Origin of the sequence: Vibrio sp. 10N.261.46.A3 (assembly GCF_041472995.1) — a bacterium.
Lineage (GTDB): Bacteria > Pseudomonadota > Gammaproteobacteria > Enterobacterales > Vibrionaceae > Vibrio > Vibrio coralliirubri.
Map to the genome: position 1 here is coordinate 20,038 of NZ_JBFRRH010000057.1, position 25,905 is coordinate 45,942.

Here is a 25,905-nt window from a genome sequence, read left to right on the forward strand (position 1 = left end):
GTTCAAATACACCGAGATAAATAACATGGATAAACCGATACTAAAGGACTCGATGAAGTTATTTGAGTCCCTAGGAAAAATAAAATCACGCTCAATGTTTGGTGGCTTCGGTCTTTTTGCTGATGACACTATGTTTGCTCTGGTTGTAAATGACCAGCTGCACATACGCGCAGACAAAGGCACAACGAAACAATTCGAACAACAAGGGTTTCAACCGTACGTCTACAAAAAACGTGGTTTCCCTGTCGTTACTAAATATTTCGCTTTACCTGAAGGCCTCTGGCAAGACCAAGAGAAAATCTTGCAGCTTGCAACCACGTCTCTAGGTTTTGCTAAAGAAGAAAAAGCTGAGCAGTCTTCTGCTAAGCCGACCCGACTCAAAGATCTGCCGAATCTTCGACTCGCTACCGAGCGTATGTTGAAAAAGGCAGGGATCGATTCTGTAGAACGTTTATATGAATCTGGCTCTGTAAACGCATTTAACGCCATCAAAGAATCGCATGCGTCTTCTGTCAGTATTGAACTACTTTGGGCGCTAGAAGGCGCGATCAATGGTACACATTGGTCTGTTATACCGCAGCAGCGTCGCGAAGAGCTTATCAATCGCGTCAATTAACATTGTCAGTGCAATCTATATACATAACTAAGCCGCATTTACTGCGGCTTTTTTTATATCTGGTGAAAGTTAAACTATGCTTTGCCTGTCTATCTATACTATCGGTATGCATTGAAAATTTAGAGGAAGTATCAATGAGTAAGAAAATGATATTGGGTATTGTGTTGGTTGTAACCATCGTGTTGTTAGGCATCAATTTCGGCCAGTACTTAACGCTTGAAAATGCTAAGGCCCAACAAGCTGTGTTGAATGACTACATTGACAGCAACTTTATAGCGGCTGCCGCTATCTATTTTGTCGCGTATGTAATGATTACGGCTTTCTCCATTCCTGGTGCCGCTGTTGTGACCCTGTTAGGCGCCGCGCTATTTGGCTTCTGGAATAGCTTGCTGCTGGTATCTTTCGCAAGTGCCATCGGTGCGACCTTAGCCTTCTTAAGTAGCCGTTACCTGTTGCGTGACTGGATTCAAACCAAGTTTGGTGACAAATTGGCGACGATTAACAAGGGGGTTGAAAAAGACGGCGCATTTTACCTGTTTTCTCTGCGTCTGATTCCTGTATTCCCATTTTTCCTTATCAACCTATTGATGGGTCTAACACCGATGTCAGTGAGTCGTTACTACATTACGAGTCAAATCGGGATGTTACCGGGGACGGCGGTTTTTTTGAATGCTGGTACTCAGCTCGCAGAAATTGATTCACTTTCGGGCCTCGTCTCCCCTTCAGTACTATTGTCATTTGCGTTATTGGGGATATTCCCAATAGTGGCTAAATGGTTGATGGGTAAGTTTCGTTCAGCGCCCGTAGCTGAATAACGTGTATAGCTGAATAATTTATAATAGCTAAATAACACAGATAGCCGAATAAGGTTCTATTTCAATGAAAATCTTCAGTGCATCGAATCCGACAGAAGCTCATATCATCTGTGGATTATTAGAAAGCGAGAATATTGCCTGTGAAGTCCGTGGTGAGGGATTGTTCGGATTGAAGGGGGAAATCCCATTCACTGAAGAAACTGACCCTTACGTATGGTTATATGAGCCAGAATTGGCCAGTAAAGCTCGCATGCTAGTAAATGACTACCAAAAACAGCAAGATTCGATCATCTATGAAGAGTGGCGTTGTGGTGAGTGTCATGAAGTCAACGAAGCTCAATTCGGCTCTTGCTGGCAGTGCGGTGCTGCCTCACCTGAATAGCAAGGTTTCAGTGATCTGATAGAACGATTCGGTCAGATACCTCCTCCAAACAAAAACGGGAAGCTAAAGTTAGCTTCCCGTTTTTATTTCAATTCGATTCAATCATCATCTTTGATTTCGCGCCTAGAAAATCATTGGATTTGTTTTTGAATAAACGCAATCGAACGCTGATTAAACTCTTCAGGGCTTTCCACGTTACATACGTGCCCACAATTCGGAATCTCTACTAGCTCGCTCGATTCATGCGCTGCGACCATTTCTTTTACAGGCTTAATAAACATGTAGTCGCGTTCGCCCATCAAATAAAGAGTCGGTATTGGTAGCTCTCTATCTTTAAAATATTTCATCAAGGGGTTTACATCAGCCGTTAAGATAAACCAGCGCTTAAACTCTTTCTGGCACAGCTTTTTAGCTTCGCGGATAAACAGGTGACGCGATTCTTTCTGACTCTTTTGTGGCATCACAACATAAGCAAAAAGGCTGTATAACCACATGTAAGGAATGATGTGCTTGCTGAGGTTACCCAACTTGATTAACACTTGAGAGCGAGTGTTTAGCTTAGTGACAGCACCACCCAGTACCATTGAACGTACACGGCCAGCCGCGAGCTCTGCAACGTTACGCACAATAATCGTGCCCAAAGACATGCCGACGAAATGTGCAGAACGAATTTTAAGATGGTCTAACACTTTAAGAATATCAAGCGTCACCGATTTGAACGTATAACGATTCGAAATCAGCCCTTTAAGTATATTGTCTGATTTACCGTGCCCTCTCAGATCAATGAGAAGTAAGTTGAAATGCTGTTTATACGCTTTGATCTGCTTGAACCAGATGGAGGAGCTGCCTCCTGCGCCATGCACAAATACAACCCACTCATCGCTCGTAGGGTGAGTAAATGTTTTATGAAATAGTAAACTCTCAGACATACCTATCGCTTTAATTATTGGAATGGAGCTATGCCTCATCACGAGGCGATGACTAAGGATATCACGCTATTAAGAACTTTAAGTGATAATAGTGTCAAACCTATCATTAGTCATGTGAATACCTACCTCACCTTTTCTACCTGACTAAAATGAGTTTGCAAGCTTTGTCTTCGTAAACGTGATGTGCTCTGACCAGGAAACAAAAAGGCACTCTACAATTAGAGCGCCTTCATTTATTACGAGCGGTTGTCGCTCGCCAGCTAATTTTAATGCTAAGTCAACAAGTTAAAGTGCTGAATGGTACATAGCTAGGTATTCTTTAGCCGCATCTTCCCAACTAAAATCTTGCTGCATCGCATAAAGCTGAACACGCTTAATTTCAGATGGGTTTTGTGCGTAAAGCAGTAATGAACGATGTAACACAGCCAATAACGCTTGCGGTGTTGGCTCTTCAAAAGCAAACCCAGTCGCGACTTCAGGATCCTGATCGTAATCATTCACACTGTCTTTTAAACCTCCCACAGAACGAACAATCGGCAAAGTACCGTAAGCCATGCTGTAGATTTGGTTTAAGCCACACGGTTCAAATTCCGAAGGCATCAAGAAGAAATCAGAGCCTGCTTCAACCAAGTGCGCAAGTTCATTATTGTACGCTTCCACGAACGAGAACTTATCTGAGTGAAGCGCTGATAGCTCTTTCAATTGACTCGCCAAAACCGGATCGCCAGTACCGACAATCACGATCTGAAGATCGTTTTTCAAAAACTGTTCGATGATAGGCAGTAAGTAATGAACACCTTTTTGATTCGTCAGGCGACATACCATGCCATAAACTGCGCAATCGGCAACGGGTAAACCAACATTTTGTTGCAGCTTTTGCTTACAAGCTGATTTTCCGCGAGCCATGCTGTGCTTGGTCGCTTTGTATTTACGAGGTAGGAAAGCATCAGTTTCCGGATTCCAAGCCCCGTAATCACACCCATTCAAAATGCCGAACAGATCAGCTGATCTGTGTTGGAATTCTGCAGCCATACCGTGGCTACCTAATTCCGTTTTCAACTCTTCTGCATAGGTAGGACTTACTGCGTTCACTTTATCCGCGCACATCACTCCAGCTCTTAGCATAGTGACATGAGTGTCACTCACTGAAGCTTCAGGTACATGGTAACTATGCATCTCTGGCAGGAATTGCAGTTCATCGTATGCGAACACACCTTTGAATACCGCATTGTGAATCGAGATAACACTGCGCGTATTTTCGAAGAAATCGTGTTGTTGATAACGCGATTTAAGCAAGAAAGGAACGAAACCAGTATGCCAGTCATTTGCATGAATGATACCCGGCTGAAAACCAAGTTTAGGAAGCATATCAAGACAGGCTGCACTAAAGAACGAGAAGCGCTCTCCGTTATCAGCATAAGCTTGATTGTTTTCTGCGTACATTTCCGGGCGGTCGAAATACTTGGCACATTCAATACCAAAAACTGGAACGCCTTCTACGCTCAGTTTTTTAACTTGATAAGCCGTATGAGGCCAATGATCGAGTTCAGTCGATAAAATAACTTCTGCTGAATCAATGTTTGGAATGTTTCTATATGCGGGGATAGTCACTCGAACGTCCTGTTCGAGTGTTTGCAACGCTTTCGGCAGTGCCTTGGCTACATCAGCCAAGCCACCACTTTTAATCAAGCCTTCAACTTCAGACGCTACAAAAAGTACCGAGAGAGTCTTAGTAACCAACTCGTGCTCCTTTAGAAATCACTACAACACCATCGTCAGATACGTGGTAATGCTTTTTGTCTTCTGTCAGATTCACACCAATTTGTGTACCCGGTGCGATGTCTGCATCTTTATCAATGATAACACGGCGCAAGATACAACCTTCACCCACTTTTACGTCACCGAGTAAGATACTTTCGCTGATATCACACGCTGATGCGATATTGCTGCGGAAGCCCAATACACTTTTTTCAATACGCGAACCACGTACATAACTACCGCTACACACAAGGCTATCAATGATCTGAATTCGACCATTTGCCGAATCAGTAAACGTAGCTGGTGGTAGTGGCGGGTAATAAGTGTGTAGAGGCCATTTACGGTTGTATAGCGAGAATGGCGCATCTTTCTTAAGAAGGTCCATGTGCGCTTGCCAGTACGCGTCAATCGTACCTACATCGCGCCAGTAAACTTCTTCTTTCTCACCAGTAATACGGTTGGTGCTAAAATCATAAACAAACACATCACCACGTGGGAACATATTTGGAATAATGTCTTTGCCGAAATCGTGTGTCGAACCTTCTCTATCAGCATCTTCCGTTAGTTCAGCAAAAAGCTCTTTCGCTTCGAACACGTAGTTGCCCATTGAAACAAGCGCTGATTCTGGATCGCCCGGGATCGACTTCGGATTTGCAGGTTTCTCTTCAAAGCCAATCATACGGCCGTCAGCATCAACCTCAATAACACCGAATTCTGATGCTTCAGCAAGCGGCATGCGCAATGCTGATACTGTTAGAGCCGCTTTCTTCTCTTTATGGAAATCAAGCATCTGTTTGATGTCCATCTTATAGATATGGTCTGAACCAAAAATACATACTTGATCAGGTTCTTCCAACTCCATAAAGCCCATGTTTTGGTAGATAGCATCTGCTGTGCCTTCATACCAACGCTTTCCTTTACGCATTTGCGCAGGAATTGGGTCGATAAAACGGTCTGTTATACCACTGATATTCCAGCCTTTTTTCATATGGTGGAACAGTGACTGTGACTTAAATTGTGTTAATACGTAGATCTTCATTAGATCAGCATTAACGAAGTTGTTCAAAGCGAAATCAATTAAGCGGTAACTACCACCGAAAGGAACCGAGGGTTTGCTGCGAGATTCAGTTAAAGGTCTTAAGCGAGAGCCTTCACCACCAGCAAGAATCATTCCCAATACACCAGCCATTTTATTCTCCATATATCTATAGCTTGTCGATGTTAGTACTCGTAGAGGTATCTTCCTCTGGGGGATGAGCACCAACACTTATTTCGGTATTTAGCGAATATCCATTCACATACAGTGACAATATCCTAAGCCAAACGTTGTTATGTGTGCACTATTCTTTGCACTTGGTTTTATATACGTTATCGACTTTTCGGCCGAATTCAATTTTTAATACGCCATTCTGTGGTACGTAAGCTGATTGCTTTCCTAAGACTTAAAGCAGCTCACACTACACCGTCCAGACGAAACATTACATTAACACCCGACACACATCAGGTATACAACTAAACGCTGATCTGTGAGTTACAATATTTTAATTAAGTTACATTCTCGTTAAAGTTACATAAGAAGATGTGATTAATTGCCGCCATTTATTTTACGGTGTGAATTTAATGAATTCTCGCCGACGAAAAACCAAATCAACAAGTTGCATATTTAGTCATATTGAGATCAAAAAAAAGCAGCCATTAGGCTGCTTTTTCATCAATAACGTTCAGTTACTTCTCTTTAGGCTTTTTACGCTTATCCGTAACTTCCCACTTACCGTCGATGTACAACGCAGTCCAACCGGACGGTTTTCCATCTACTTCAGTACGAACGTAGTTTTCTTTGGTCTTACGACTAAAACGAACCACTGTCGGCTTACCATCAGGGTCAGCAACTGGCGCTGATGCTAGGTATTGGAACTTAGGTGAGATACGGTCTTTAAAACGAACCAGCTCTTCCACTAATGGTGCACGTGTTTCACGTGATTTAGGGAAGTTGCTCGCAGCCATAAATAGACCAGAAGCACCATCACGAAGAACAAAGTACGCGTCTGAATTTTCACATGGAAGTTCAGGGAAATGTACCGGGTCTTCTTTCGGTGGCGCAACTTCGCCATTTTTCAGAATCTTACGAGTGTTCTTACAATCGTCATTGGTACAATCCATGTATTTTCCAAAACGACCGTTCTTCAGAACCATGTCAGAACCACACTTGTCACACTCAACAAGTGGACCATCGTAGCCCTTCACTTTAAATTCGCCGTGCTCAACCACATAACCTTCACAGTTCGGGTTGTTACCACATACGTGCATCTTACGCTTATCATCGATCAGATAAGCATCCATTGCCGTTTCACAAATAGGACAACGCTTTTTAGCTCGAAGTGCTGCTGTTTCAACGTCTTCTTCAAGCACGTTGATAATGCCTTCTTCATCACCAAGGTTGATTGTTGTCTTACAACGCTCTTTTGGTGGAAGTGCATAGCCAGAACAACCAAGGAATACGCCTGTCGAAGCAGTACGAATACCCATTTTACGGCTACAAGTCGGACACTCAATATCGGTTTCCACGATATGATTTGGCTTCATGCCACCAGCGTCTTCGTCTAAATCTGCTTTTTCCAAATCGCCAGTAAAGTCTTCGAAGAAGTTATCTAGCACGCCTTTCCAGCTTGCTTCGCCTTCTGCGATTTGGTCCAACTTCTGCTCCATACGAGCAGTGAAGTCGTAGTTCATTAGGTCATTGAAGCTGCCGTCTAGACGGTCAGTAACAATTTCACCCATTTTCTCAGCATAGAAACGACGCTGTTCAACTTTTACATAACCACGGTCTTGAATTGTCGAGATGATTGATGCGTATGTTGAAGGACGACCAATACCACGCTTCTCAAGCTCTTTAACTAGCGCCGCTTCAGTGAAACGAGCCGGTGGCTTAGTGAAATGCTGCTTAGGGTCTAGCGCGATCAGATCAAGCTTATCGCCGATCTGTACTGCTGGAAGGATCGTATCTTCGTTTTTACCCATTGGACGCTGAACACGAGTCCAACCATCAAATTTAAGGATACGACCTTTCGCTTTTAACGTGTACTCATCGGCTTTAACGCTTACTGTCGTTGAATCGTATTGAGCTGGTGTCATTTGACACGCAACGAATTGATTCCAAATTAGCGAGTAAAGCTTGTGTGCGTCTGCGTCTACGCCGTTTAGATCTTCCGACTTAACATCTACACTTGAAGGACGAATCGCTTCGTGGGCCTCTTGAGCGCCCTCTTTGCTGCCGTATACAAGTGCTTTAGGTGGAAGGTATTGCGCGCCGTACTCAGAACCAATGTATTCACGAGCGGCTTCTACAGCTTCTGAACTCAAGTTGGTTGAGTCAGTACGCATATAAGTGATGTAACCCGCTTCATACAGCCGTTGAGCCAGCATCATGGTTTTCTTTACGCCATAACCAAGACGGGTACTCGCCGCTTGTTGCAGCGTCGACGTGATGTAAGGTGCAGACGGCTTACTCTTTGTTGGGCGGTCTTCACGTTTACATACTTCGTATTGCGCTTTTTCTAAAACGCTAACAGCAGCTTGTGTTTGCGCTTCATTTTCAGGTTTAAACGCAACACCGTCTTTCTGTGCTACTTGCAGTCTGAAGTCGGTTTTCTCTGCTGTTTTAGTATCAGCATGCACATCCCAGAACTCTTCAGGGATAAAGGCGTTGATCTCGCGCTCACGCTCTACCAGTAGTTTTACCGCTACTGATTGAACACGGCCAGCGGACAGGCCTCGTGCTACTTTTTTCCAAAGCAGAGGTGACACCATAAAGCCAACAACACGGTCCATAAAACGTCGTGCTTGTTGTGCGTTTACGCCATCAATATTTAGCTCACCTGGAGTTTCGAAAGCTTGTTGAATAGCATTCTTGGTGATTTCGTTAAAAACCACTCGCTTGTATCGCGTTTCATCGCCGCCGATGATCTCACGAAGGTGCCATGCGATAGCTTCTCCTTCGCGGTCCAAATCGGTTGCGAGATAAACATGGTCTGCGTTCTCAGCCAGTTTTTGCAATTCAGCGACGACTTTCTCTTTACCAGGTAGGATTTGATAGTTCGCTTCCCACTCTTTATATGGGTTGATACCCATCTTTTTGATAAGAGCTTTGCGATCTTTTTCTTTTTTGATACGAGCTTTGTCTTCTGGGCTCATACCCTTGGTTGAAACTGCAGCAGCCTTTTGACCAGTACTTTGACCTGCCGTTGGTAAATCACGTACGTGACCTACACTCGACTTAACGACAAAGTCTTTGCCAAGATATTTATTGATAGTTTTAGCCTTGGCTGGCGACTCCACTATAACGAGCGATTTACCCATATTGACTCTAACGTCCTTAATCACGATGCTTCAGCACCAACAATTTAGCTTGTGGGCTTTTACGCATGATATTCTAAATTCATTGCTTCTTTTTTTACTATTGTGCGAGATTACTAGAAGATCAACCGCTTTTTTCAAAATTGGATCTGATCGCTCGACAATTCGACGACTCATAGAGAAAAGGGTCACAATATAAAGAAGCTATAAAGTACTCACGAAGAATACTTGCAAGAGCCTATTCATCAGGCATTACGTCTAAACGGGCTCATACTAAGCTTGTCCGCGAATCTAACGCGAGCCCCATTCAATTATTTTTGCCGTAAATCACAAAATAAATTGTGGATGTTTGAAAAGACTCTCTTAATCGGTTGTGAAATCATTGAATTTCTAGTTCGACACCATAAACTCAACGTTATATTCAGTTATCAGAGATAAACTCATGACAAAGAAAGTAATAGCAGAATTTGATTTACTGCTTATCGCAAACCAAATTATCCAATCACATGATGACTACATTGAAGGCATGCGCGCAAACAGCGTAGTAGAAAAAGACGATGTACTCGTCTTCAAAGGTGAATACTTCTTAGACAGCAATGGAATGCCGACCGAGAATACAACCGCGGTATTTAACATGTTTAAATACTTAGCGCACCACCTTTCGAAAGAATTTACAATTCAGCAATAATTAAAAAGCTTGCCACTTAGGCAAGCTTTTTTGTTCCTAAACCTTTACATACTAAGCATTTTTATAGACTTAGCATTTTCAGCTTGTCGAAATAATCAGGGAATGTCTTTGACGTACAACCTGGATCATTAATCGTCACAGGCGTATCGCTCAAAGCAACCAGCGAGAAACACATCGCCATACGGTGATCATCGTAAGTATCAATCGCCGCGTGAGTCAGTTCAGCCACAGGGTTAACAATGATGTAATCTTCACCCTCTTCGACTTCAGCGCCGACTTTACGTAGCTCTGTTGCCATTGCAGCCAAGCGGTCTGTCTCTTTCACACGCCAGTTGTAGACATTACGGATTGCCGTTGTGCCTTTCGCAAACAATGCGGTTGTCGCAATAGTCATCGCAGCATCTGGGATATGGTTATAGTCCATATCAATGCCTTTCAGCTCGCCACAACGAGAGATAACGTAGTCGTCACCCCATTCGATTTCCGCACCCATTTTCTCAAGCGCATCAGCGAATTGGATATCACCTTGGATACTGTTTTTACCAATACCAGTGACCTTAATCTCACCACCTTTGATAGCAGCAGCTGCAAGGAAATATGACGCAGATGATGCATCACCTTCCACCAAGAAATCACCCGGTGCCGAGTAAGATTGCCCGGTAGGAATCACAAACTCTTGGTAATCGTTATTGATCACGTCCACACCAAATTGCTTCATGATGTGCAGCGTAATATCGATGTAAGGTTTAGAAACCAATTCACCGTCAATTTTAATGGTCACTTCACCTTCAGCTAAGGGCGCAGCCATCAAAAATGCCGTCAAGAATTGACTAGAGATTGAACCGTCGATAGAAACCGTACCGCTCTTCAGACCTGTACCTGTGATCTTCAATGGTGGGTAGTTTTCGTTCTCTAAGTATTCAACGTCAGCACCGGCTTCTCGTAGTGCTGTTACTAAGTGGCCAATTGGGCGCTCTTTCATGCGCGGCTCACCAGTGAGAGTGTATTCACCGCGACCTAAACATAGTGCAGCCGCCAACGGACGCATCGCCGTACCTGCGTTACCTAAGAAAAGCTCGAGGGCTTTGTCACTTGAAAATGCACCACCAACACCTGTCACTTCACAAACGGTTTTGTCTGCAGACAACTGGTAATCAACACCTAACTGAGTCAATGCATTCAACATATGACGAATATCATCACTGTCTAGCAAGTTTGTTAGGCGAGTGGTTCCCGTAGAAAGTGCAGCCAAAAGAAGTGCACGGTTGGAAACGCTTTTTGAACCAGGTAGGTTAACTTCCCCGTTCACTTTTTGAATTGGTTGTAACGTAAGGCTTTCCATTAAATCTTATAGTCCTTGTACCACCCGAAGTCACTGGCGCGTATTTATTTTCGGGTGATGAATAATTCTTCGTACTTGCAGACTAACGAACTTTTCCAACGAACTCCAGAGCTAATCCCGCTCAAACCGGTGATTAATTAGCCAATCAATCGTATTTATATACTAGTACACTAGATCAACTCGAACACCATCTGAAAAATAGAGAATTCGTACATCATCGCCTCGGTTGAACAGCATCGAGTTATCGACATCTTGGATGATGTTGACCAGCTTGTCGTCTTTGGTTTTGACCAATAACTCGACCAGTTTGTACTCTACTTTATATTGTGTGTTACCTCGGTTACGAGCAATACCCGCGCCCGCTACTGCGCCGACAGCTGTCGCCACTTCTTTACCGGTGCCGCCGCCAAACTGATTACCAATCAAGCCACCAATCGCCGCGCCTAACAAGGTTTCCCAACCATTCGCTTTCGACTCAACGATCTCTTGCTGAGTGATGTATCTGACCGTATCAATCTCACCATAAACCACCTCGTTTACTGGTCGAGCTTGGTTTCTGTTGTAAGCTGCATTTGCCAACATGGGCAAAACAAGTAAAATCCAAAGCAACTTCTTCATGGTAAAACTCCTAAAGACCTCTTGGTCAGTGATTAATCTGTAATGCGGTACTTATGACTATAAACCTAACCGAACTTGATACTACCAGTATAGAGTTTCCTTCGCCTTTCGACGCGCTTGATGAACCCAACGGTCTGCTCGCCTTCGGTGGTGATTTATCACCAATGCGAATTTTAAACGCTTATAGCCAAGGTATATTTCCATGGTATGGCCCAGGTGAGCCTATACTTTGGTGGAGCCCTGCACCGCGAGCGGTATTTAATCCTAAGACATTCGAACCGTCAAAAAGTCTTAAAAAGTTTCAAAGAAAACACAATTACCGAGTCAGCATCAACCAAGCGACGGACAAAGTAATTGGTTATTGCTCTTCACTAAGACCCGAAGAAGAAACCTGGCTAAACAGCGACATGCAGTCAGCCTACCGCAAACTCGCTTCATTAGGTTTCTGCCACTCGGTTGAGGTTTGGCAAGATGATGAACTGATCGGCGGACTTTACGGCTTACAAAGAGGCCAAGTCTTTTGCGGTGAATCGATGTTCAGCCTGAAGAGCAATGCCTCTAAAATTGCGCTGTGGTACTTTTGTGAACACTTTACACAATTCGGCGGACAACTGATTGATTGCCAAGTCATGAACCCTCACTTGGAATCCTTAGGCGCTATCGAGGTTGATAGGGATGAATTCCTAGGTTCTCTGCAATTACTCAAAGAGTTCTCCGTTAACGATGCATGCTTTAAAACCCAATGGCTAAAGGAAATGCCTTAATGAATCCAGATTTACAACAAATCAGAATTGGATTAACAGACAATCGCGCTTGCAGCTACTTACCTCACCTCGAAGAAAGAGTGGCGGTCACGCTTGACGAACACATGCACACCTCAGATAACTATGAAGTTCTGCTTGCGAATGGATTTCGCCGCAGTGGTTCAACCATTTATAAGCCACATTGCGATAATTGCTCAGCATGCCAAGCAATTCGCCTTTCAATTCCTGAGGTAAAGCTTTCCAAAAGCCAACGACGGATCCTGAACAAGGGAAAATCACTGCGTTGGGAGCTGAAAGATGAGATGGATGACAACTGGTTTGATTTATACAGTCGCTATATCACCGCTCGTCACCGTTCGGGAACCATGTACCCACCCAAGAAAGAGGAGTTTCTACAATTCTCTAAAAATGAGTGGCTTACTACAAAGTTCATGCACATCTATGATGAAAACAAGTTGGTTGGTATCGCCGTAACCGACATCATGGCTCACTGTACGAGCGCGTTTTATACCTTCTTCGATCCTGATATAGATATTTCTATGGGAACACTTGGCGTTCTATTTCAGATCCAACATGCCCAGAAAGAACAAAAACAATGGTTATATTTGGGTTATCAAATCGATGAATGCCCTGCGATGAACTATAAAGTACGATTTCAACGTCATCAAAGGCTAGTAAATCAGCGGTGGCAAGGGTAGAATACGCGACAACTTTACATATTTTGATTTTAACGGCACAATCAAGCCGTTGAAAACCGCCAAATTTCGAAAGAGGATTAGATGGCTAAAGAAGACGTAATCGAGATGCAAGGCACTGTCCTTGATACTCTACCAAACACAATGTTCCGTGTTGAGCTTGAAAACGGTCACGTAGTGACAGCACACATCTCTGGTAAAATGCGTAAGAACTACATCCGTATTCTTACTGGTGATAAAGTAACTGTTGAGATGACTCCATACGACCTTTCTAAAGGCCGCATCGTCTTCCGTGCTCGTTAATTTTTAATTAGCGAATACAATAAGAAGCGGAGCTTAAGGCTCCGTTTTTTATTGCCTGAACTTTTTACTACACAAGCACATCAATCTCTCATCTCTCATCTCTCATCTCTCATCTCTCATCTCTCAAACATAAAAAAACGCACAACCGAAGTCATGCGTTTTAAATTTAAGCCCTTGAGTTATCAATCACTTCGTTAGTGCATAACCTCTTCTTTAGCACCAACATAGATGAAATCCAATTCGTCTTTTTTCAGGGATACTTTAACCGTACCGCCATCAACCAAGCTACCGAACAGTAACTCGTTAGCAAGTGGCTTCTTAAGCTTCTCTTGAATCACACGCCCCATTGGGCGAGCACCCATGGTCTTGTCATAGCCTTTATCAGCTAACCAGTGACGAGCATCCTCAGAAACCTCTAAAGACACGCCACGAGCGTCCAGTTGAACCTGAAGCTCGACAATGAACTTATCGACTACTTGGCTAATCACACTTGGATCAAGGCTGTTGAACCAAATGATATTATCAAGACGGTTACGGAACTCAGGAGTAAATACCTTCTTGATTTCGCCCATCGCATCTGGCGCATGATCTTGTTGGATCAGGCCGATCGATTTCTTCTCGGTTTCAGCCACACCTGCGTTGGTCGTCATCACTAGAATCACATTGCGGAAGTCCGCTTTGCGACCATTGTTGTCAGTTAGCGTGCCGTTATCCATTACCTGTAGTAGCAAGTTAAAGATATCTGGGTGAGCTTTCTCGATTTCATCCAGTAACACAACCGAGTGCGGGTTCTTGATTACGGCATCAGTAAGCAGACCACCTTGATCGTAACCAACATAACCAGGAGGAGCACCGATCAAGCGGCTCACAGAGTGACGCTCACCGTACTCAGACATATCAAAGCGCAGAAGCTCAATACCCATCAACTTAGACAGTTGAACCGTCACCTCAGTTTTACCAACACCAGTAGGACCAGCAAACAAGAATGAACCAACAGGTTTATTGTCTGCACCTAATCCAGCACGGGTTAGCTTAATCGCTTCGCTCAATACATCGATTGCAGGATCTTGTCCAAATACCAACATTTTCATGCGGTCATCCAGTTTCTGCAGTGTATCTTTATCTGAAGACGATACTGACTTCTCAGGAATACGCGCCATTTTCGCAACCATTGACTCAATATCAGCCACGCTTACAGTTTTCTTACGACGGCTTGCAGGTGCCAAACGGCTACGAGCGCCCGCTTCATCGATTACGTCAATGGCCTTATCTGGAAGGTGACGTTCATTAATGTATTTAGCTGACAGTTCCACAGCGGCACGCAAAGCTTTGTTGGTGTAGCGCACTTCGTGGTGAGCTTCGTATTTTGGCTTCAAGCCAATCAGGATCTTGGTCGTATCGTCTAGCGATGGCTCGATAATATCGATTTTCTGGAAGCGACGAGCTAAAGCACGCTCCTTCTCAAAAATACTGCTGTACTCTTGGTACGTTGTTGAACCGATGCAACGTAATTTACCACTGCTTAGTAGTGGTTTAATTAAGTTTGCCGCATCAACCTGACCACCCGATGCAGCACCCGCACCAATAATGGTGTGGATCTCATCGATGAACAGAATCGCGTCTTCTTCTTTCTCCAGTTGCTTAAGAATCGCTTTAAAACGTTTCTCAAAGTCACCACGATACTTGGTTCCTGCTAGCAGTGAGCCAATATCTAAAGAATAAATCACGCTATTCTGAATGATTTCAGGAACTTGCCCTTCAACGATGCGCCATGCAAGACCTTCCGCGATGGCAGTTTTACCGACCCCCGCTTCACCCACTAACAGAGGGTTGTTCTTACGACGACGACATAGAACTTGGATAGTACGCTCTAGCTCTTTGTCACGACCGATTAGTGGGTCAATATTGCCCTGCTTCGCTACTTCGTTAAGGTTGGTAGCAAAATTTTCTAAACGGTCTTCGGAATTAGCTTCTTCAGCATTTTCTGCACCACCAAATGAATCAGATGATGAAGGACTGTCGCCTTCGTTGCTGGCTTTAGTAATACCGTGTGAGATGAAGTTAACAATATCTAAGCGACTAATGTCGTTTTTCTTAAGAAGATATGCCGCGTGAGATTCTTGCTCACTAAAAATAGCCACAAGTACGTTAGCACCTGTTACTTCGCTGCGACCTGAAGATTGAACATGAAAAACAGCGCGTTGAAGTACTCGTTGAAAGCTCAACGTAGGCTGAGTTTCGCGAGTTTCGTCGCTTTCAGGGATAAGTGGGGTCGTTTGATCGATAAAAATATCGAGCTCATTGCGAAGAGCATCGAGATCAGCCTGACAAGCTTGGAGCGCTTCCTTGGCCGCATCATTTTCTAATAATGCTAGTAGGAGGTGTTCGACAGTCATGAATTCATGTCGCTTGTCTCGCGCACGAGCAAATGCGCCATTTAAACTCGTCTCTAATTCTTTATTTAGCATAAGTACCTCCTAAGGGAACAACAGTGTTGTTCGAGCAATTTATACTTGCTCCATTGTACATAGTAGCGGATGCTCATTTTCCTTTGAGTACATCGTGACCTGCGCTACCTTTGTTTCCGCTATTTCAGCACTGTATGTGCCGCATATAGCTTTACCTTCATAATGAACCTTGAGCATCACTTCCGTTGCTTTTTCGATATCTAGTGAGAAGAATCGCTCTAGGATCTCGATTACAAAGTCCATGGGCGTGTAGTCATCGTTATTCAACACAACGTTATACATCGCCGGTGGCTTTACTTTTGTTGCTTCTTTCTCCAGTAAATCTGAGCCTGGAGATGCCCATTCAAAGTTTCTGCTCATATCGCTTTGCTAAGGGTTATTTTTCGGAAGTCGTGAGTGTTTACCTAACTCAAATTTACCACATTCACGCTTTACGGTGTACTAAGAAACTGCACCGAGAAACAGTACCAAAAAATATTCCTCTATACTGAGCCTAATCCACCATTTCCATCGCTGCAAATAAAAGATCTCGATTAACAGGATTAACATATGTGATTGATTAAAAAGACGCCATAACTATTGATACTAACGATAAGATTACCGCTAAGTTACTATTTAGTTAATAGTTTGCAGTTAATCTCGAATGTGATTTGTTATTAAAATTGATCACTTTTATACCAATTTACTATTGACTGGGCTCAATCATTAGCTACATTGGAGCTAAAAGGTTTTTTAATACATTTTTGCAACATGAATTAAAATCAGTAACACGCTTCAAAAATTAACAATAAGGAATAATTACGCAGGGTAGCGTTAATTTCCGTAAGCAATGTACGAGATTCAAGCTATTAGCTGAAATTCTTTAGCTAGTAGGAATGATATCAATCGCACTTACAACAATTGATATAACAACGTTAGTAACAAAATGCATGAGGGATGTATAGCATGGCTACAGGTACAGTAAAATGGTTTAACAATGCCAAAGGGTTTGGCTTTATTTGTCCAGAAGGTGAAGACGGCGATATTTTCGCGCACTACTCCACAATACAAATGGAAGGTTATCGAACCTTAAAGGCTGGTCAGCAGGTCGACTATGAAGTAGAAAGTGGACCTAAAGGCTCGCATGCTAGCTCCGTTGTTCCTGTAGAAGGCAGCGCCGCAAAATAGGCGAATGCCGACTCATGTTAACCTCCGTCAGTCGTCATTAACGGCTGACAGGTAAACAGAATATTGAAACCGCTCATTTAATACCTGTAACACAGGATTACGTGAGCGGTTTTTTCGTTTTGGGGCTATAAGGTTGCTCACTAGACCATTCGTTCGCGGGTGTATTCTTATTAAGCTAGGTCTTGGGGGGATTAAAAAAGAACAAAAAAAGACGCTTTAACGTTATCGTTAAAGCGTCTCTCGTTTTGACTTTATCTATGACTTAGCTTTCAAACTAAGCAAATCGTTAGCAAATCACGTTCATGACTGACTAACGATGAGTCCAATCATTATGCATCAATAAACGCGTTTAGCGTTGAGCTTGGGCGCATTAGTGTTGAAACCAATGCATCGTCCAGTAGGTAGTAACCACCTAAGTCGCCAGCCACACCTTGAGCGTTGTTTAGCTCTGCAACGATCGCTTCTTCACTTTCAGCCAGTTGACTTGCCACACCTGCAAACTCAGCAGCAAGATCAGCGTCAGCCGTTTGCTCAGCAAGCGCCTTAGCCCAGTATGCCGCTAGGTAGTAGTGGCTACCACGGTTATCAAGCTCACCTACTCGACGTGAAGGAGACTTGTTGTTATCAAGGAACTCACCCGTTGCTTTATCAAGCGCATCAGCAAGAACTTGTGCTTTAGCGTTACCTGTTACTACGCTCAGGTGCTCTAGAGATGCAGCTAATGCCAAGAATTCACCTAGGGAATCCCAACGCAGATGGTTTTCTTTCTCTACTTGTTGAACGTGCTTAGGAGCAGAACCGCCAGCACCTGTTTCAAACAGACCCCCACCGTTCATTAGTGGAACAATCGATAGCATCTTAGCTGATGTACCAAGCTCTAGAATCGGGAACAAATCAGTTAGGTAATCACGCAATACGTTACCTGTAACCGAAATAGTATCTAGGCCTTCTTTGATACGAACCAATGAGTATTGAGTCGCTTCAAGTGGAGCAAGGATCTTAATTTCAAGACCATCGGTATCGTATTCAGGAAGGTACGCTTCAACTTTCTTAATAAGCTGAGCATCATGCGCACGTGACGCATCTAACCAAAATACTGCAGGGACACCCGATGCACGAGCACGCGTTACCGCAAGCTTAACCCAGTCTTGGATTGGTGCATCTTTAACCTGACACATACGGAAGATATCGCCTTCCTCTACGTCTTGCTCTAGAAGCACAGCGCCTGAAGCGTCAACAACTTGAACCTGACCAGCAGCTTCAAGGATGAAAGTCTTATCGTGAGAACCGTACTCTTCGGCTTTTTGAGCCATCAAGCCAACGTTTGGTACGCTACCCATCGTTGTAGGGTCGAACGCGCCGTTCTCTTTACAGAAATCAATAACCGCCTGGTAAATGCTCGCGTAGCTACGATCTGGGATCATTGCTTTGGTATCTTTTTGCTTACCTTCTGGATCCCACATTTGACCAGAAGAACGCAACATTGCCGGCATAGATGCATCTACAATGATATCGCTTGGTACGTGTAGGTTAGTAATTCCACGGTCCGAATCAACCATCGCTAGTGGTGGTTGCGTCTCGTATACCGCTTGCAGGTCAGCTTCGATTGCTTCTTTTTGATCTTGAGGAAGCGCTGCAATCTTCGCGTAGACATCACCGATGCCGTTATTTACATCAACGCCTAACTCTTCAAACAGTTGACCATGTTTAGCAAATACGTCTTTGTAGTAAACCTTAACCGCGTGACCAAAAATCACTGGGTCAGATACTTTCATCATCGTCGCTTTCATGTGAAGAGAAAGCAGTACACCTTGCTCTTTAGCCGATGCGATTTCTTTTTCGAAGAACGCAACCAAAGCGGCCTTATTCATCACTGACGCATCAATGATCTCTTTATCTTGCAGTGCAAAAGCTGGCTTCAATGTTTTCTTAGCGCCATCTTTGCCAACGAATTCAATGCTAACTTCTGTAGCACCTTCAATGGTTACTGACTTTTCGCTGCCAAAGAAGTCTTTGTCGTCCATACTTGAAACGTGCGACTTAGAATCTGCAGACCAAGCACCCATTGAGTGTGGGTTCTTCTTCGCGTAATTTTTAACTGAAAGTGGAGCGCGGCGATCCGAGTTACCTTCACGTAACACAGGGTTTACTGCACTGCCTTTGATTTTGTCGTAAGTCGCTTTAACAGCTTTCTCTTCGTCGGTATTTGCTTCTTCTGGGTAATTAGGAAGTGCGTAACCTTTTGACTGTAGCTCTTTGATTGTTGCTTGAAGCTGAGGTACAGATGCAGAGATGTTTGGAAGCTTGATAATGTTTGCTTCTGGTGTCTTAGCCAATTCACCTAGTTCTGCTAATGCATCACCAATACGTTGCTCTTCGTTCAAGTAGTCAGGGAAGTTGGCAATAATGCGCCCTGCAAGTGAAATGTCGCGAGTATCAACGTTAATACCAGAAGAAGCTGTAAAAGATTGAATGATAGGCAGCAGAGAGTAAGTTGCTAGCGCAGGAGCTTCGTCTGTAATGGTATAGATGATCGTTGGTTTTTCAGTAGGCATGAAATTTCCCTATAGTTCTTACAAGCTCATTTAAAGTAGTGAGCGTGTTATAAATTGACCAGTAAGCCACTCTAAGAGTGAAAACTGCTTACTCGATAGTCGTACTCTATCTTATTTTTCATGCAATCTTGATGACAGCATGAACCAAATCCGTGAGTGCGTTGTTATAATAAAACACGAAGGTATAATTAAACAAATCAGGCTTAAGAGTCCATCAACTTGTTCTATTTTGTGCCTTTTAGGCGCGCAAATGATAGCTCAATTCCGTTTCAGTGAAAACTTTTCAGCACACTTCGTTTACATTTTTGCAAGGTAGTTAACATGTCTACTCGCTCACGCAGCGCATCTCGTTCAAACAAACCGGCTCGTTCTGGTGCAACATTAAAACAAAGCGGTAATAGACAAAGCCGAAGCAGTGATAAGAATAACACTGGCAATTCGCACAAGAAATCTCACTCCAGTAAACACCGATATAAAAGCAAGCCTACCAATACAAAACCTAAGGTAGCGCTCGAAGATCGCAAAGTAATTCTGTTCAACAAGCCTTTCGATACTCTAAGCCAATTTACTGATGGCGAAGGGAGAAAAACGCTAGCGGACTTTATTCCAGTGAAAGACGTTTATGCTGCAGGTCGACTTGACCGCGACAGCGAAGGGTTAATGGTCTTGACCAACGATGGTATTTTTCAAGCTAAGCTAACTCAACCAAACTCAAAATCCCCAAAGACATACTGGGTACAGGTTGAAGGCGCACCTTCTGAGGAAGATTTAGATAAATTGAGAAAAGGTGTCGAACTAAAAGACGGCATGACATTACCTGCAGAAGTAGAAGTGATGCAAGAACCTGAAGTGTGGGATAGAAATCCTCCAGTTCGCTTCAGAGCGGCGATACCGACAACATGGTTAGCTGTTACAATAATTGAAGGACGTAACCGTCAGGTAAGACGAATGACAGCCAATATCGGCTTCCCTACCCTACGTCTTATCCGCTATTCCATGGGAAATATGAATGTGGGGCAGCTGCAGCCTGGTGAGTGGAAAGAGATTTAAAGTCTAAATACCGAGAATATAAAAATGGCCGCTAGTTTGAGCGGTCATTTTTATATGCGTTGACAAATATCAGATACAAAAAAGCCAGTCATAAGACTGGCTTTTACAGCGTTACTTAACTAAGAGTTAGACTATTAGAAGTAGTAGTAAGCAGCTGCGAATACGAATGTCTCTTCATCAGAACTTTCAGCACGAACACCTTGTGGTACGTCTAGCTCTTGTTTGATATCGATACCCATGTCCATACGATCGCTGTGCTTGTACATTACAGCAACGTTCATGTAGCTGTAATCTTTATCAGCTTCATTGTTTGTTTCTGTTGTGTTCGCACCGTAACCAGCAGCAACAGTTACTTGCTCAGAAGCATCAAATGCGCCTGATAGGTAGTAACCAGTGTTTTTCTTATCAGTTAAGTCGCGACCAGATTTGTTGCCTTCGTCAATCCAAGAGTTGAAGCCTAGTTTAACTGTGTCAGCAACTTTAACGTTACCAGAAACTGAAGTTACTGTGTATTCAGCTTCGTCACGATCTTCGTAACCAGCGTAGATGTTGAAGATTTCGTGTTCGAAACCAACGTAACCGTTCACGCCTTTATCAGCAGCAGAGTGGCTTTCGTCTGTTTCAAAGTAAGAAACACCGTACGCAAAACCAGAAGTAGCGCCTTGGAACTTAACAACGTTGAATGCGTCAGAAGCATCGCCAGCAGAAGCACCAAACTCGTAAGTCATATCACCAGCACCATCAACTTTATCTAGAGCTGTATCATTTTCCCAACCGAAAGATGCAACACCAAAACCAGTGTCAAAACCTAACCATGCTTTGTCTACATCAGTATTTGGACCAGACTCGATGCCGCCGTATACTTCTGAAACTTTAGCTGACTCGTTTGTGTCAGAGATGTAGTTCATCATTAAGTCAGTTTCAAAGTAACCAACCCAACGGTTGTTTTTGTAGCTTACAGCTAGTGTTAGAGCAGTTGCCCAATCGTCGTAGAATGCACCAGAGTATGAATCGTAGTAACCACCAACACCCCAAGCACCAGATACTGAGAATTGGTCTTTGTGCATGTCTTCAAACTCAAACATTGGCTTAGAGTTTTGAGAACTTGTTTCAACTGCAAATGCAGAAGTTGATACCGCTGCGATAGCTAGCGCTAATAGAGTCTTTTTCATAATAAATCCACTGCCTTTTCTAAGAATGGGAGATCCTTGCCCGGTTCCCTTTTATTTTTATGACTGGTCATTACCACTCTTTGTTGGTTAATCACCGTCACTAAATTTCGAGGTCTAGATTGCAAAAGATTATCCTGCGTGTCAAATAAACTAAAAACAAACCTAAAAAAAACACAAAACATTCAAAATCAAACACTTACATTTTTTTTCATCATTTTACGAGCAGCTTATCCTTAGTTTTATTAGCAAATATAATAATCCAAAAAATGTGACAAACAGAATTTAAACCTGAAATTGAGTCACAAAACAACCCAGTAACAGAACTTAACACCTACAAGCCAGTCTTTTTTAATGTTTATATTTCGCAAGATAAATAAAATCGTTAAGTTCCTGATGGTTCAGTTTTTTTTTGTGAACGAGATCTACCTTTGATTCAAAAGCAAGCTATTTTGCGGTAAATGTACCGGCTAGTGATATGTGCTACTATCCTCGCTCCGTTACGTAGGTCACAGTATGCTAACTACTAAAATTCAAAATTCTATTCGCACCAGTTATCAAAACCTCCAAGAACAGTTGGATAACTTTGTACCTAGGCGTGCACAAAACTACCTTGTCGCAGAGATTGCGAAGACACTCTGTGGTCAATACCACAAAAGTAATCGCATGATCGTTGCTGAAGCGGGAACCGGAATCGGTAAATCACTGGCTTATTTAATGGCAGCGATCCCTGTTGCCGTTTTAAACAACCGAAAAATTGTTATTTCAACCGCAACGGTTGCTCTACAAGAACAACTTGTAAACAAAGATCTCCCTCTATATAGAAGGCTTACTGACAGGGAGTTCTCTTTTATATTGGCGAAAGGCAGACAGCGTTATTGCTGTGCCGAGAAACTAGCCGCTGCTTGTGGGGTTGATGGTGGTCAGATGGCTATGTTCGAATCCAAGCCAAAGCAAAAGGACATCGAACAATTACAAACCATGTACCGCAGTTTAACTCAAGGAAAATGGGATGGTGACCGTGATTCATGGCCGAAACCAATCGACAACATGATTTGGCAAATGATTGTCAGTGATAAGCACAGCTGTAATAACAGTATGCCTACTCACAGAGACTGCCCTTTCCAAAAAGCGCGCTCAGAGCTAGATAAAGCAGACGTGATTATCGCCAATCACAGTTTAGTGATGGCTGATGCTGACTTAGGTGGCGGCGTAATACTGCCTGAGCCAGAAAACAGCATCTATATATTCGATGAGGCTCACCACTTACCACACGTAGCCAGAGATCACTCTTCTGCAGCGGCAAGCTTAAAAGGTGCCGCATCTTGGTTAGAGCGCTTGAATCAATCCATCACCAAGCTTTCGGGCTTGGCGGATGAAAAGCGAGTGGGTCGATTTAGAAATGAATTGCAGGATTCTGTACAACAGCTAATTCCTACTCTGACTCAGCTAAGCAAGCAGTTTGACGCCACCCATTTTGAAGATGGATTGTACCGTTTTGAACATGGTGACTTACCTGAGTGGCTAGAGAATGAATCTAAAGATCTCAAGCAACTCACACAAAAGGCGAGCCAAGCGGTTGCGAAGATTGCAGACCTTATTGCTGAACGTGTTAAAGATGGAGAACTTTCAGCAAAATTAGCCGAGCCCGCGCTTGCTGAAATCGGCTTCTATATACAAAGAACAGAAAACCTTGCGCAGGTTTGGCGCTTAATGGCCGAACCTAAACGAGAAAAAGGAGCCCCTTTGGCGCGCTGGCTTGAACTCAATAAAGAGAGCGAAGGCGATTTTGTTGTCAATGTTTCTCCGCTTGAGGTTGGCTGGCAACTTGACCAACAAATCTGGAGCCGCTGTGTCGGTGCGGTGCTTGTTTCTGCGACCATGAGAGCACTCAACTCCTTCAGCTTTTTCTGTCACCAAGCAGGAATCAGTCAAAAAGAAGACGACGGCGTGCAATTTCTGGCTTTGGCATCACCGTTTGATTATCAGAATCAAGCAGAGCTGATCGTGCCAGCCATGAAATACGAACCGCAAGCGCCTCAGTTTACCGAATATCTTATTGAAATTTTGCCTAAAGTAATAGAAGACAACAAAGCCAATCTCGTTCTATTCTCTTCTTACTGGCAAATGAATAAAGTTGCAGAAGCTTTGGCAACAGATTTCGTTAAAAAGTCATGGGCTTTACAGGTTCAAGGTGATACTTCACGCACCGAAATCCTAAAAAAACATAAAAAGCTCATAGACCAAGGTAAAACAAGCGTTCTTTTTGGAACTGGCAGCTTTTCAGAGGGTCTTGATCTACCTGGAGAGCTTCTTGAAAACCTGGTTATTACCAAGATTCCTTTTGGCGTTCCTACGTCACCTGTAGAACAAGCACATTCAGAATATATTGAATCACGTGGCGGTAATCCTTTTATGCAGATTACTGTTCCAGAAGCGAGTAAAAAGCTTATTCAATCTGTGGGTAGACTACTGCGTAAGGAAAGAGATTCTGGTAAAGTCACGATCCTTGATAGACGCATAGTAACGAAGCGATACGGAAAGTCCCTACTCGATTCACTACCGCCTTTTAAAAGAACAATAAAATACTAATATCCCCTGCCCTTGAGGTAGTTATGGGCCTTCATCGCTAGGCCCTTGCATTCACAACCCAACATGACTAACCCATCGGTTTTTCATGTGGCTGCCCTATCAGCCGATAACGAGAACACTAGCTATTTATGGAAATGATTGAGCCAACCATGTTGGTCATACTTGCTCTGGTTGCATTTGCAGCAGGCTTTATTGATGCTGTCGCAGGTGGCGGAGGGATGTTAACCGTTCCAGCGTTACTGTCACTTGGTTTACCGCCACACATCGCATTGGGTACTAACAAGCTTGCAGCAACCTTCGCTTCATCTACAGCTGCATTCACTTACTACCGTAAAAAGCTGTTCAAGCCTGAGTGTTGGGTCAATGCATTCATATCTACTTTAATCGGTGCGACAATCGGCACACTCACTGTTGATGCTATTAGCACAGAGTGGTTAGAGAAGGTATTGCCGTTAGTCATTCTTGCCGCTGCGGTCTATACCATTTTTCATAAAACTCCAGATGTGAGCCATAATGTGTCTCCCAAGCCTTGCCCTGTACTTAAGAGAAAACAAAAGTACCAAGGATTCATTCTTGGTTTTTATGATGGGGTTGCAGGCCCAGGAACTGGCGCGTTTTGGACGGTAAGCTCTATGGCGCTTTATCGCTTAAACATCTTACTTGCCTCTGGTCTATCCAAAGCCATGAACTTTACCAGTAACTTTACCTCTTTGGTGACCTTCGCGATTCTTGGACATATTGATTGGGTTCTAGGTTTAACCATGGGTCTTTGTTTAATGGCTGGAGCGTTCGTTGGCGCTCACTCTGCCATTCGTTTCGGTGCTACATTTATACGACCTGTGTTTGTTACCGTAGTAAGCGTACTTGCAATTAAACTGGCATACGAAGCTTGGTTTGTGAACTTATAGGCAGTAGCCAACGGGAAGTGAAATGAATCAATTTTCAAAGCTAAAAAGTGTCATTGATACCTTAATTGGCCATTGCTCTCAGGTTGATAAATCTCGAGGGGCATATCATCAAGCCTTATTTGACCGAGCCTTATTTAAATGTGGCGCCTCGGTTTTACTTCCCTATGCACTTGAAACTCAGGCAACGTACCGCACCATTGTACGTGAACAAACCACAAATCAACTGACCGCGTCCAGAGCCAACTACCTCACGGAAAAGCTGACAAATCAGATTGCAGCAATCCAAAGAGAGTTAGCCAACCACGATTTACGCTTGGACCGAAAAAGTAAGTCAGGGAAAACCCTTAATGACCTATACAACGAACTCGCTCAGCACCAAGACTGGCAAAAGCGATTGGTCGATTTAGTACGAGTACGAAAGTTAGCGTTTGATTCTGCGCCTCGCCACAGTAAGAAAAAAGCGGAAGAGGCTTGGCAGTTAGCAAAAGAGCGATTAGAACGCTGTGACGACTCAATGAAAAATATTGAGAGACTGATTAACTTAGAGAACCCTAAGCGAAATGAACACTGATAACACACCATCACCACTGGATAATGCACCAGAAGAAGTTAAGTTAGCTGTCGACCTGATCTATCTGCTCGAAAGCAACGAAATCGATCCAAAAGTCGCGTTAGAAGCAATCAAAATTGTCCAGCAAGATTTACAAGCCAAACTAGCATCTAGCATCTAGCA

Annotated in this window: 23 protein-coding genes; 13 read left to right on the forward strand and 10 right to left on the reverse strand. The window is 43.4% G+C overall.

Annotation, left to right across the window (positions count from 1 at the left end):
• The first annotated feature begins 25 nt into the window (after window positions 1–25).
• The 3 genes from AB4484_RS13675 (at window position 26) to AB4484_RS13685 (ending at window position 1,813) form a co-directional block, all read left to right on the forward strand.
• On the forward strand, window positions 26–616 hold the full coding sequence (locus AB4484_RS13675; protein WP_019820997.1) for a TfoX/Sxy family DNA transformation protein: 591 nt from the start codon (window positions 26–28) through the stop codon (window positions 614–616).
• Window positions 617–750: 134 nt separating this feature from the next.
• Window positions 751–1,431, forward strand: a complete 681-nt coding sequence (locus AB4484_RS13680) for a TVP38/TMEM64 family protein (protein WP_372078706.1) — start codon at window positions 751–753, stop codon at window positions 1,429–1,431.
• A 64-nt stretch (window positions 1,432–1,495) separates the two neighbouring features.
• Window positions 1,496–1,813, forward strand: a complete 318-nt coding sequence (locus AB4484_RS13685; protein WP_017062099.1) for a DUF2007 domain-containing protein — start codon at window positions 1,496–1,498, stop codon at window positions 1,811–1,813.
• A gap of 131 nt (window positions 1,814–1,944) precedes the next feature.
• Here the strand turns inward: AB4484_RS13685 and AB4484_RS13690 are convergent, their stop codons facing one another.
• From AB4484_RS13690 to topA, 4 genes are all read right to left on the reverse strand, one after another.
• Window positions 1,945–2,742, reverse strand: coding sequence for an alpha/beta fold hydrolase (locus AB4484_RS13690; RefSeq protein ID WP_372078708.1), 798 nt, complete (start codon window positions 2,740–2,742; stop codon window positions 1,945–1,947).
• 285 nt (window positions 2,743–3,027) lie between these two features.
• The gene (gene glgA / locus AB4484_RS13695) at window positions 3,028–4,482 is read right to left on the reverse strand and encodes a glycogen synthase GlgA (protein ID WP_372078710.1); all 1,455 of its coding nucleotides are present in this window, start codon (window positions 4,480–4,482) and stop codon (window positions 3,028–3,030) included.
• Window positions 4,472–5,701 carry a glucose-1-phosphate adenylyltransferase gene (gene glgC / locus AB4484_RS13700; RefSeq protein ID WP_080582251.1) on the reverse strand — a complete coding sequence of 410 codons (1,230 nt, stop codon included), beginning with the start codon at window positions 5,699–5,701 and terminating at the stop codon, window positions 4,472–4,474. Before glgC ends, glgA begins: the two co-directional genes overlap by 11 nt.
• Before the next feature lie 524 nt (window positions 5,702–6,225).
• Window positions 6,226–8,856 (reverse strand): type I DNA topoisomerase, encoded by a 2,631-nt coding sequence (topA, locus tag AB4484_RS13705; protein WP_048612738.1) that lies wholly within the window; start codon window positions 8,854–8,856, stop codon window positions 6,226–6,228.
• 439 nt (window positions 8,857–9,295) lie between these two features.
• Between topA and AB4484_RS13710 the strand changes: the two genes are divergently transcribed.
• Window positions 9,296–9,541, forward strand: a complete 246-nt coding sequence (locus AB4484_RS13710) for a YciN family protein (protein WP_017062104.1) — start codon at window positions 9,296–9,298, stop codon at window positions 9,539–9,541.
• Between the two features lie 61 nt (window positions 9,542–9,602).
• On the opposite strand, the gene aroA is transcribed toward AB4484_RS13710, so the two are convergent.
• Both aroA and AB4484_RS13720 read right to left on the reverse strand, forming a co-directional pair.
• Window positions 9,603–10,883: a 3-phosphoshikimate 1-carboxyvinyltransferase gene (gene aroA, locus AB4484_RS13715; protein WP_372078712.1), complete on the reverse strand. Its 1,281-nt coding sequence runs from the start codon at window positions 10,881–10,883 to the stop codon at window positions 9,603–9,605.
• Between the two features lie 162 nt (window positions 10,884–11,045).
• The gene (locus tag AB4484_RS13720; RefSeq protein ID WP_004736438.1) at window positions 11,046–11,501 is read right to left on the reverse strand and encodes a glycine zipper 2TM domain-containing protein; all 456 of its coding nucleotides are present in this window, start codon (window positions 11,499–11,501) and stop codon (window positions 11,046–11,048) included.
• Between the two features lie 53 nt (window positions 11,502–11,554).
• Between AB4484_RS13720 and aat the strand changes: the two genes are divergently transcribed.
• The 3 genes from aat (at window position 11,555) to infA (ending at window position 13,263) form a co-directional block, all read left to right on the forward strand.
• On the forward strand, window positions 11,555–12,265 hold the full coding sequence (gene aat / locus AB4484_RS13725; RefSeq protein ID WP_372078714.1) for a leucyl/phenylalanyl-tRNA--protein transferase: 711 nt from the start codon (window positions 11,555–11,557) through the stop codon (window positions 12,263–12,265).
• Window positions 12,265–12,963 carry an arginyltransferase gene (locus AB4484_RS13730; protein WP_372078717.1) on the forward strand — a complete coding sequence of 233 codons (699 nt, stop codon included), beginning with the start codon at window positions 12,265–12,267 and terminating at the stop codon, window positions 12,961–12,963. Before aat ends, AB4484_RS13730 begins: the two co-directional genes overlap by 1 nt.
• 81 nt (window positions 12,964–13,044) lie before the next feature.
• Entirely contained in the window at window positions 13,045–13,263 is a 219-nt protein-coding gene (gene infA / locus AB4484_RS13735; RefSeq protein WP_001040192.1) for a translation initiation factor IF-1, read from the forward strand.
• Between the two features lie 194 nt (window positions 13,264–13,457).
• On the opposite strand, the gene clpA is transcribed toward infA, so the two are convergent.
• Both clpA and clpS read right to left on the reverse strand, forming a co-directional pair.
• On the reverse strand, window positions 13,458–15,731 hold the full coding sequence (clpA, locus tag AB4484_RS13740; RefSeq protein ID WP_372078719.1) for an ATP-dependent Clp protease ATP-binding subunit ClpA: 2,274 nt from the start codon (window positions 15,729–15,731) through the stop codon (window positions 13,458–13,460).
• A 39-nt stretch (window positions 15,732–15,770) separates the two neighbouring features.
• Window positions 15,771–16,091, reverse strand: a complete 321-nt coding sequence (gene clpS, locus AB4484_RS13745; RefSeq protein WP_004737430.1) for an ATP-dependent Clp protease adapter ClpS — start codon at window positions 16,089–16,091, stop codon at window positions 15,771–15,773.
• A 585-nt stretch (window positions 16,092–16,676) separates the two neighbouring features.
• Here clpS and cspD point away from each other — a divergent pair.
• On the forward strand, window positions 16,677–16,898 hold the full coding sequence (gene cspD, locus AB4484_RS13750) for a cold shock domain-containing protein CspD (protein ID WP_004736548.1): 222 nt from the start codon (window positions 16,677–16,679) through the stop codon (window positions 16,896–16,898).
• Window positions 16,899–17,227: 329 nt separating this feature from the next.
• On the opposite strand, the gene AB4484_RS13755 is transcribed toward cspD, so the two are convergent.
• Window positions 17,228–19,453 (reverse strand): NADP-dependent isocitrate dehydrogenase, encoded by a 2,226-nt coding sequence (locus AB4484_RS13755; protein WP_048612733.1) that lies wholly within the window; start codon window positions 19,451–19,453, stop codon window positions 17,228–17,230.
• Between the two features lie 321 nt (window positions 19,454–19,774).
• On the opposite strand from AB4484_RS13755, the gene AB4484_RS13760 reads away from it, so the two are divergent.
• Window positions 19,775–20,503, forward strand: coding sequence for a pseudouridine synthase (locus AB4484_RS13760; protein WP_372078721.1), 729 nt, complete (start codon window positions 19,775–19,777; stop codon window positions 20,501–20,503).
• Between the two features lie 134 nt (window positions 20,504–20,637).
• Here the strand turns inward: AB4484_RS13760 and AB4484_RS13765 are convergent, their stop codons facing one another.
• The gene (locus tag AB4484_RS13765; RefSeq protein ID WP_372078723.1) at window positions 20,638–21,675 is read right to left on the reverse strand and encodes a porin; all 1,038 of its coding nucleotides are present in this window, start codon (window positions 21,673–21,675) and stop codon (window positions 20,638–20,640) included.
• Window positions 21,676–22,188: 513 nt separating this feature from the next.
• Here AB4484_RS13765 and dinG point away from each other — a divergent pair.
• The 4 genes from dinG (at window position 22,189) to rsmS (ending at window position 25,903) form a co-directional block, all read left to right on the forward strand.
• A complete protein-coding gene (gene dinG, locus AB4484_RS13770; protein ID WP_372078725.1) occupies window positions 22,189–24,264 on the forward strand; it encodes an ATP-dependent DNA helicase DinG in 2,076 nt (691 codons plus the stop codon).
• Window positions 24,265–24,392: 128 nt separating this feature from the next.
• Entirely contained in the window at window positions 24,393–25,172 is a 780-nt protein-coding gene (locus tag AB4484_RS13775) for a TSUP family transporter (RefSeq protein WP_017062114.1), read from the forward strand.
• 22 nt (window positions 25,173–25,194) lie between these two features.
• Window positions 25,195–25,743, forward strand: a complete 549-nt coding sequence (locus AB4484_RS13780; protein ID WP_372078727.1) for a primosomal replication protein — start codon at window positions 25,195–25,197, stop codon at window positions 25,741–25,743.
• Complete coding sequence (gene rsmS, locus AB4484_RS13785; RefSeq protein ID WP_017055021.1) at window positions 25,733–25,903, forward strand: pleiotropic regulatory protein RsmS; 171 nt, start codon at window positions 25,733–25,735, stop codon at window positions 25,901–25,903. Before AB4484_RS13780 ends, rsmS begins: the two co-directional genes overlap by 11 nt.
• The last annotated feature ends 2 nt before the right edge of the window (window positions 25,904–25,905 follow it).

What these genes read in the sequence shown, in the direction of transcription:
- AB4484_RS13675 (WP_019820997.1), top strand. Translation starts at nt 26, where the DNA reads ATGGATAAACCGATACTAAAGGACTCGATGAAGTTATTTGAGTCCCTA.
- AB4484_RS13680 (WP_372078706.1), top strand. Translation starts at nt 751, where the DNA reads ATGAGTAAGAAAATGATATTGGGTATTGTGTTGGTTGTAACCATCGTG.
- AB4484_RS13685 (WP_017062099.1), top strand. Translation starts at nt 1,496, where the DNA reads ATGAAAATCTTCAGTGCATCGAATCCGACAGAAGCTCATATCATCTGT.
- AB4484_RS13690 (WP_372078708.1), bottom strand. Translation starts at nt 2,742, where the DNA reads ATGTCTGAGAGTTTACTATTTCATAAAACATTTACTCACCCTACGAGC.
- glgC (WP_080582251.1), bottom strand. Translation starts at nt 5,701, where the DNA reads ATGGAGAATAAAATGGCTGGTGTATTGGGAATGATTCTTGCTGGTGGT.
- topA (WP_048612738.1), bottom strand. Translation starts at nt 8,856, where the DNA reads ATGGGTAAATCGCTCGTTATAGTGGAGTCGCCAGCCAAGGCTAAAACT.
- AB4484_RS13710 (WP_017062104.1), top strand. Translation starts at nt 9,296, where the DNA reads ATGACAAAGAAAGTAATAGCAGAATTTGATTTACTGCTTATCGCAAAC.
- aroA (WP_372078712.1), bottom strand. Translation starts at nt 10,883, where the DNA reads ATGGAAAGCCTTACGTTACAACCAATTCAAAAAGTGAACGGGGAAGTT.
- AB4484_RS13720 (WP_004736438.1), bottom strand. Translation starts at nt 11,501, where the DNA reads ATGAAGAAGTTGCTTTGGATTTTACTTGTTTTGCCCATGTTGGCAAAT.
- aat (WP_372078714.1), top strand. Translation starts at nt 11,555, where the DNA reads ATGACTATAAACCTAACCGAACTTGATACTACCAGTATAGAGTTTCCT.
- AB4484_RS13730 (WP_372078717.1), top strand. Translation starts at nt 12,265, where the DNA reads ATGAATCCAGATTTACAACAAATCAGAATTGGATTAACAGACAATCGC.
- infA (WP_001040192.1), top strand. Translation starts at nt 13,045, where the DNA reads ATGGCTAAAGAAGACGTAATCGAGATGCAAGGCACTGTCCTTGATACT.
- clpA (WP_372078719.1), bottom strand. Translation starts at nt 15,731, where the DNA reads ATGCTAAATAAAGAATTAGAGACGAGTTTAAATGGCGCATTTGCTCGT.
- clpS (WP_004737430.1), bottom strand. Translation starts at nt 16,091, where the DNA reads ATGAGCAGAAACTTTGAATGGGCATCTCCAGGCTCAGATTTACTGGAG.
- cspD (WP_004736548.1), top strand. Translation starts at nt 16,677, where the DNA reads ATGGCTACAGGTACAGTAAAATGGTTTAACAATGCCAAAGGGTTTGGC.
- AB4484_RS13755 (WP_048612733.1), bottom strand. Translation starts at nt 19,453, where the DNA reads ATGCCTACTGAAAAACCAACGATCATCTATACCATTACAGACGAAGCT.
- AB4484_RS13760 (WP_372078721.1), top strand. Translation starts at nt 19,775, where the DNA reads ATGTCTACTCGCTCACGCAGCGCATCTCGTTCAAACAAACCGGCTCGT.
- AB4484_RS13765 (WP_372078723.1), bottom strand. Translation starts at nt 21,675, where the DNA reads ATGAAAAAGACTCTATTAGCGCTAGCTATCGCAGCGGTATCAACTTCT.
- dinG (WP_372078725.1), top strand. Translation starts at nt 22,189, where the DNA reads ATGCTAACTACTAAAATTCAAAATTCTATTCGCACCAGTTATCAAAAC.
- AB4484_RS13775 (WP_017062114.1), top strand. Translation starts at nt 24,393, where the DNA reads ATGGAAATGATTGAGCCAACCATGTTGGTCATACTTGCTCTGGTTGCA.
- AB4484_RS13780 (WP_372078727.1), top strand. Translation starts at nt 25,195, where the DNA reads ATGAATCAATTTTCAAAGCTAAAAAGTGTCATTGATACCTTAATTGGC.
- rsmS (WP_017055021.1), top strand. Translation starts at nt 25,733, where the DNA reads ATGAACACTGATAACACACCATCACCACTGGATAATGCACCAGAAGAA.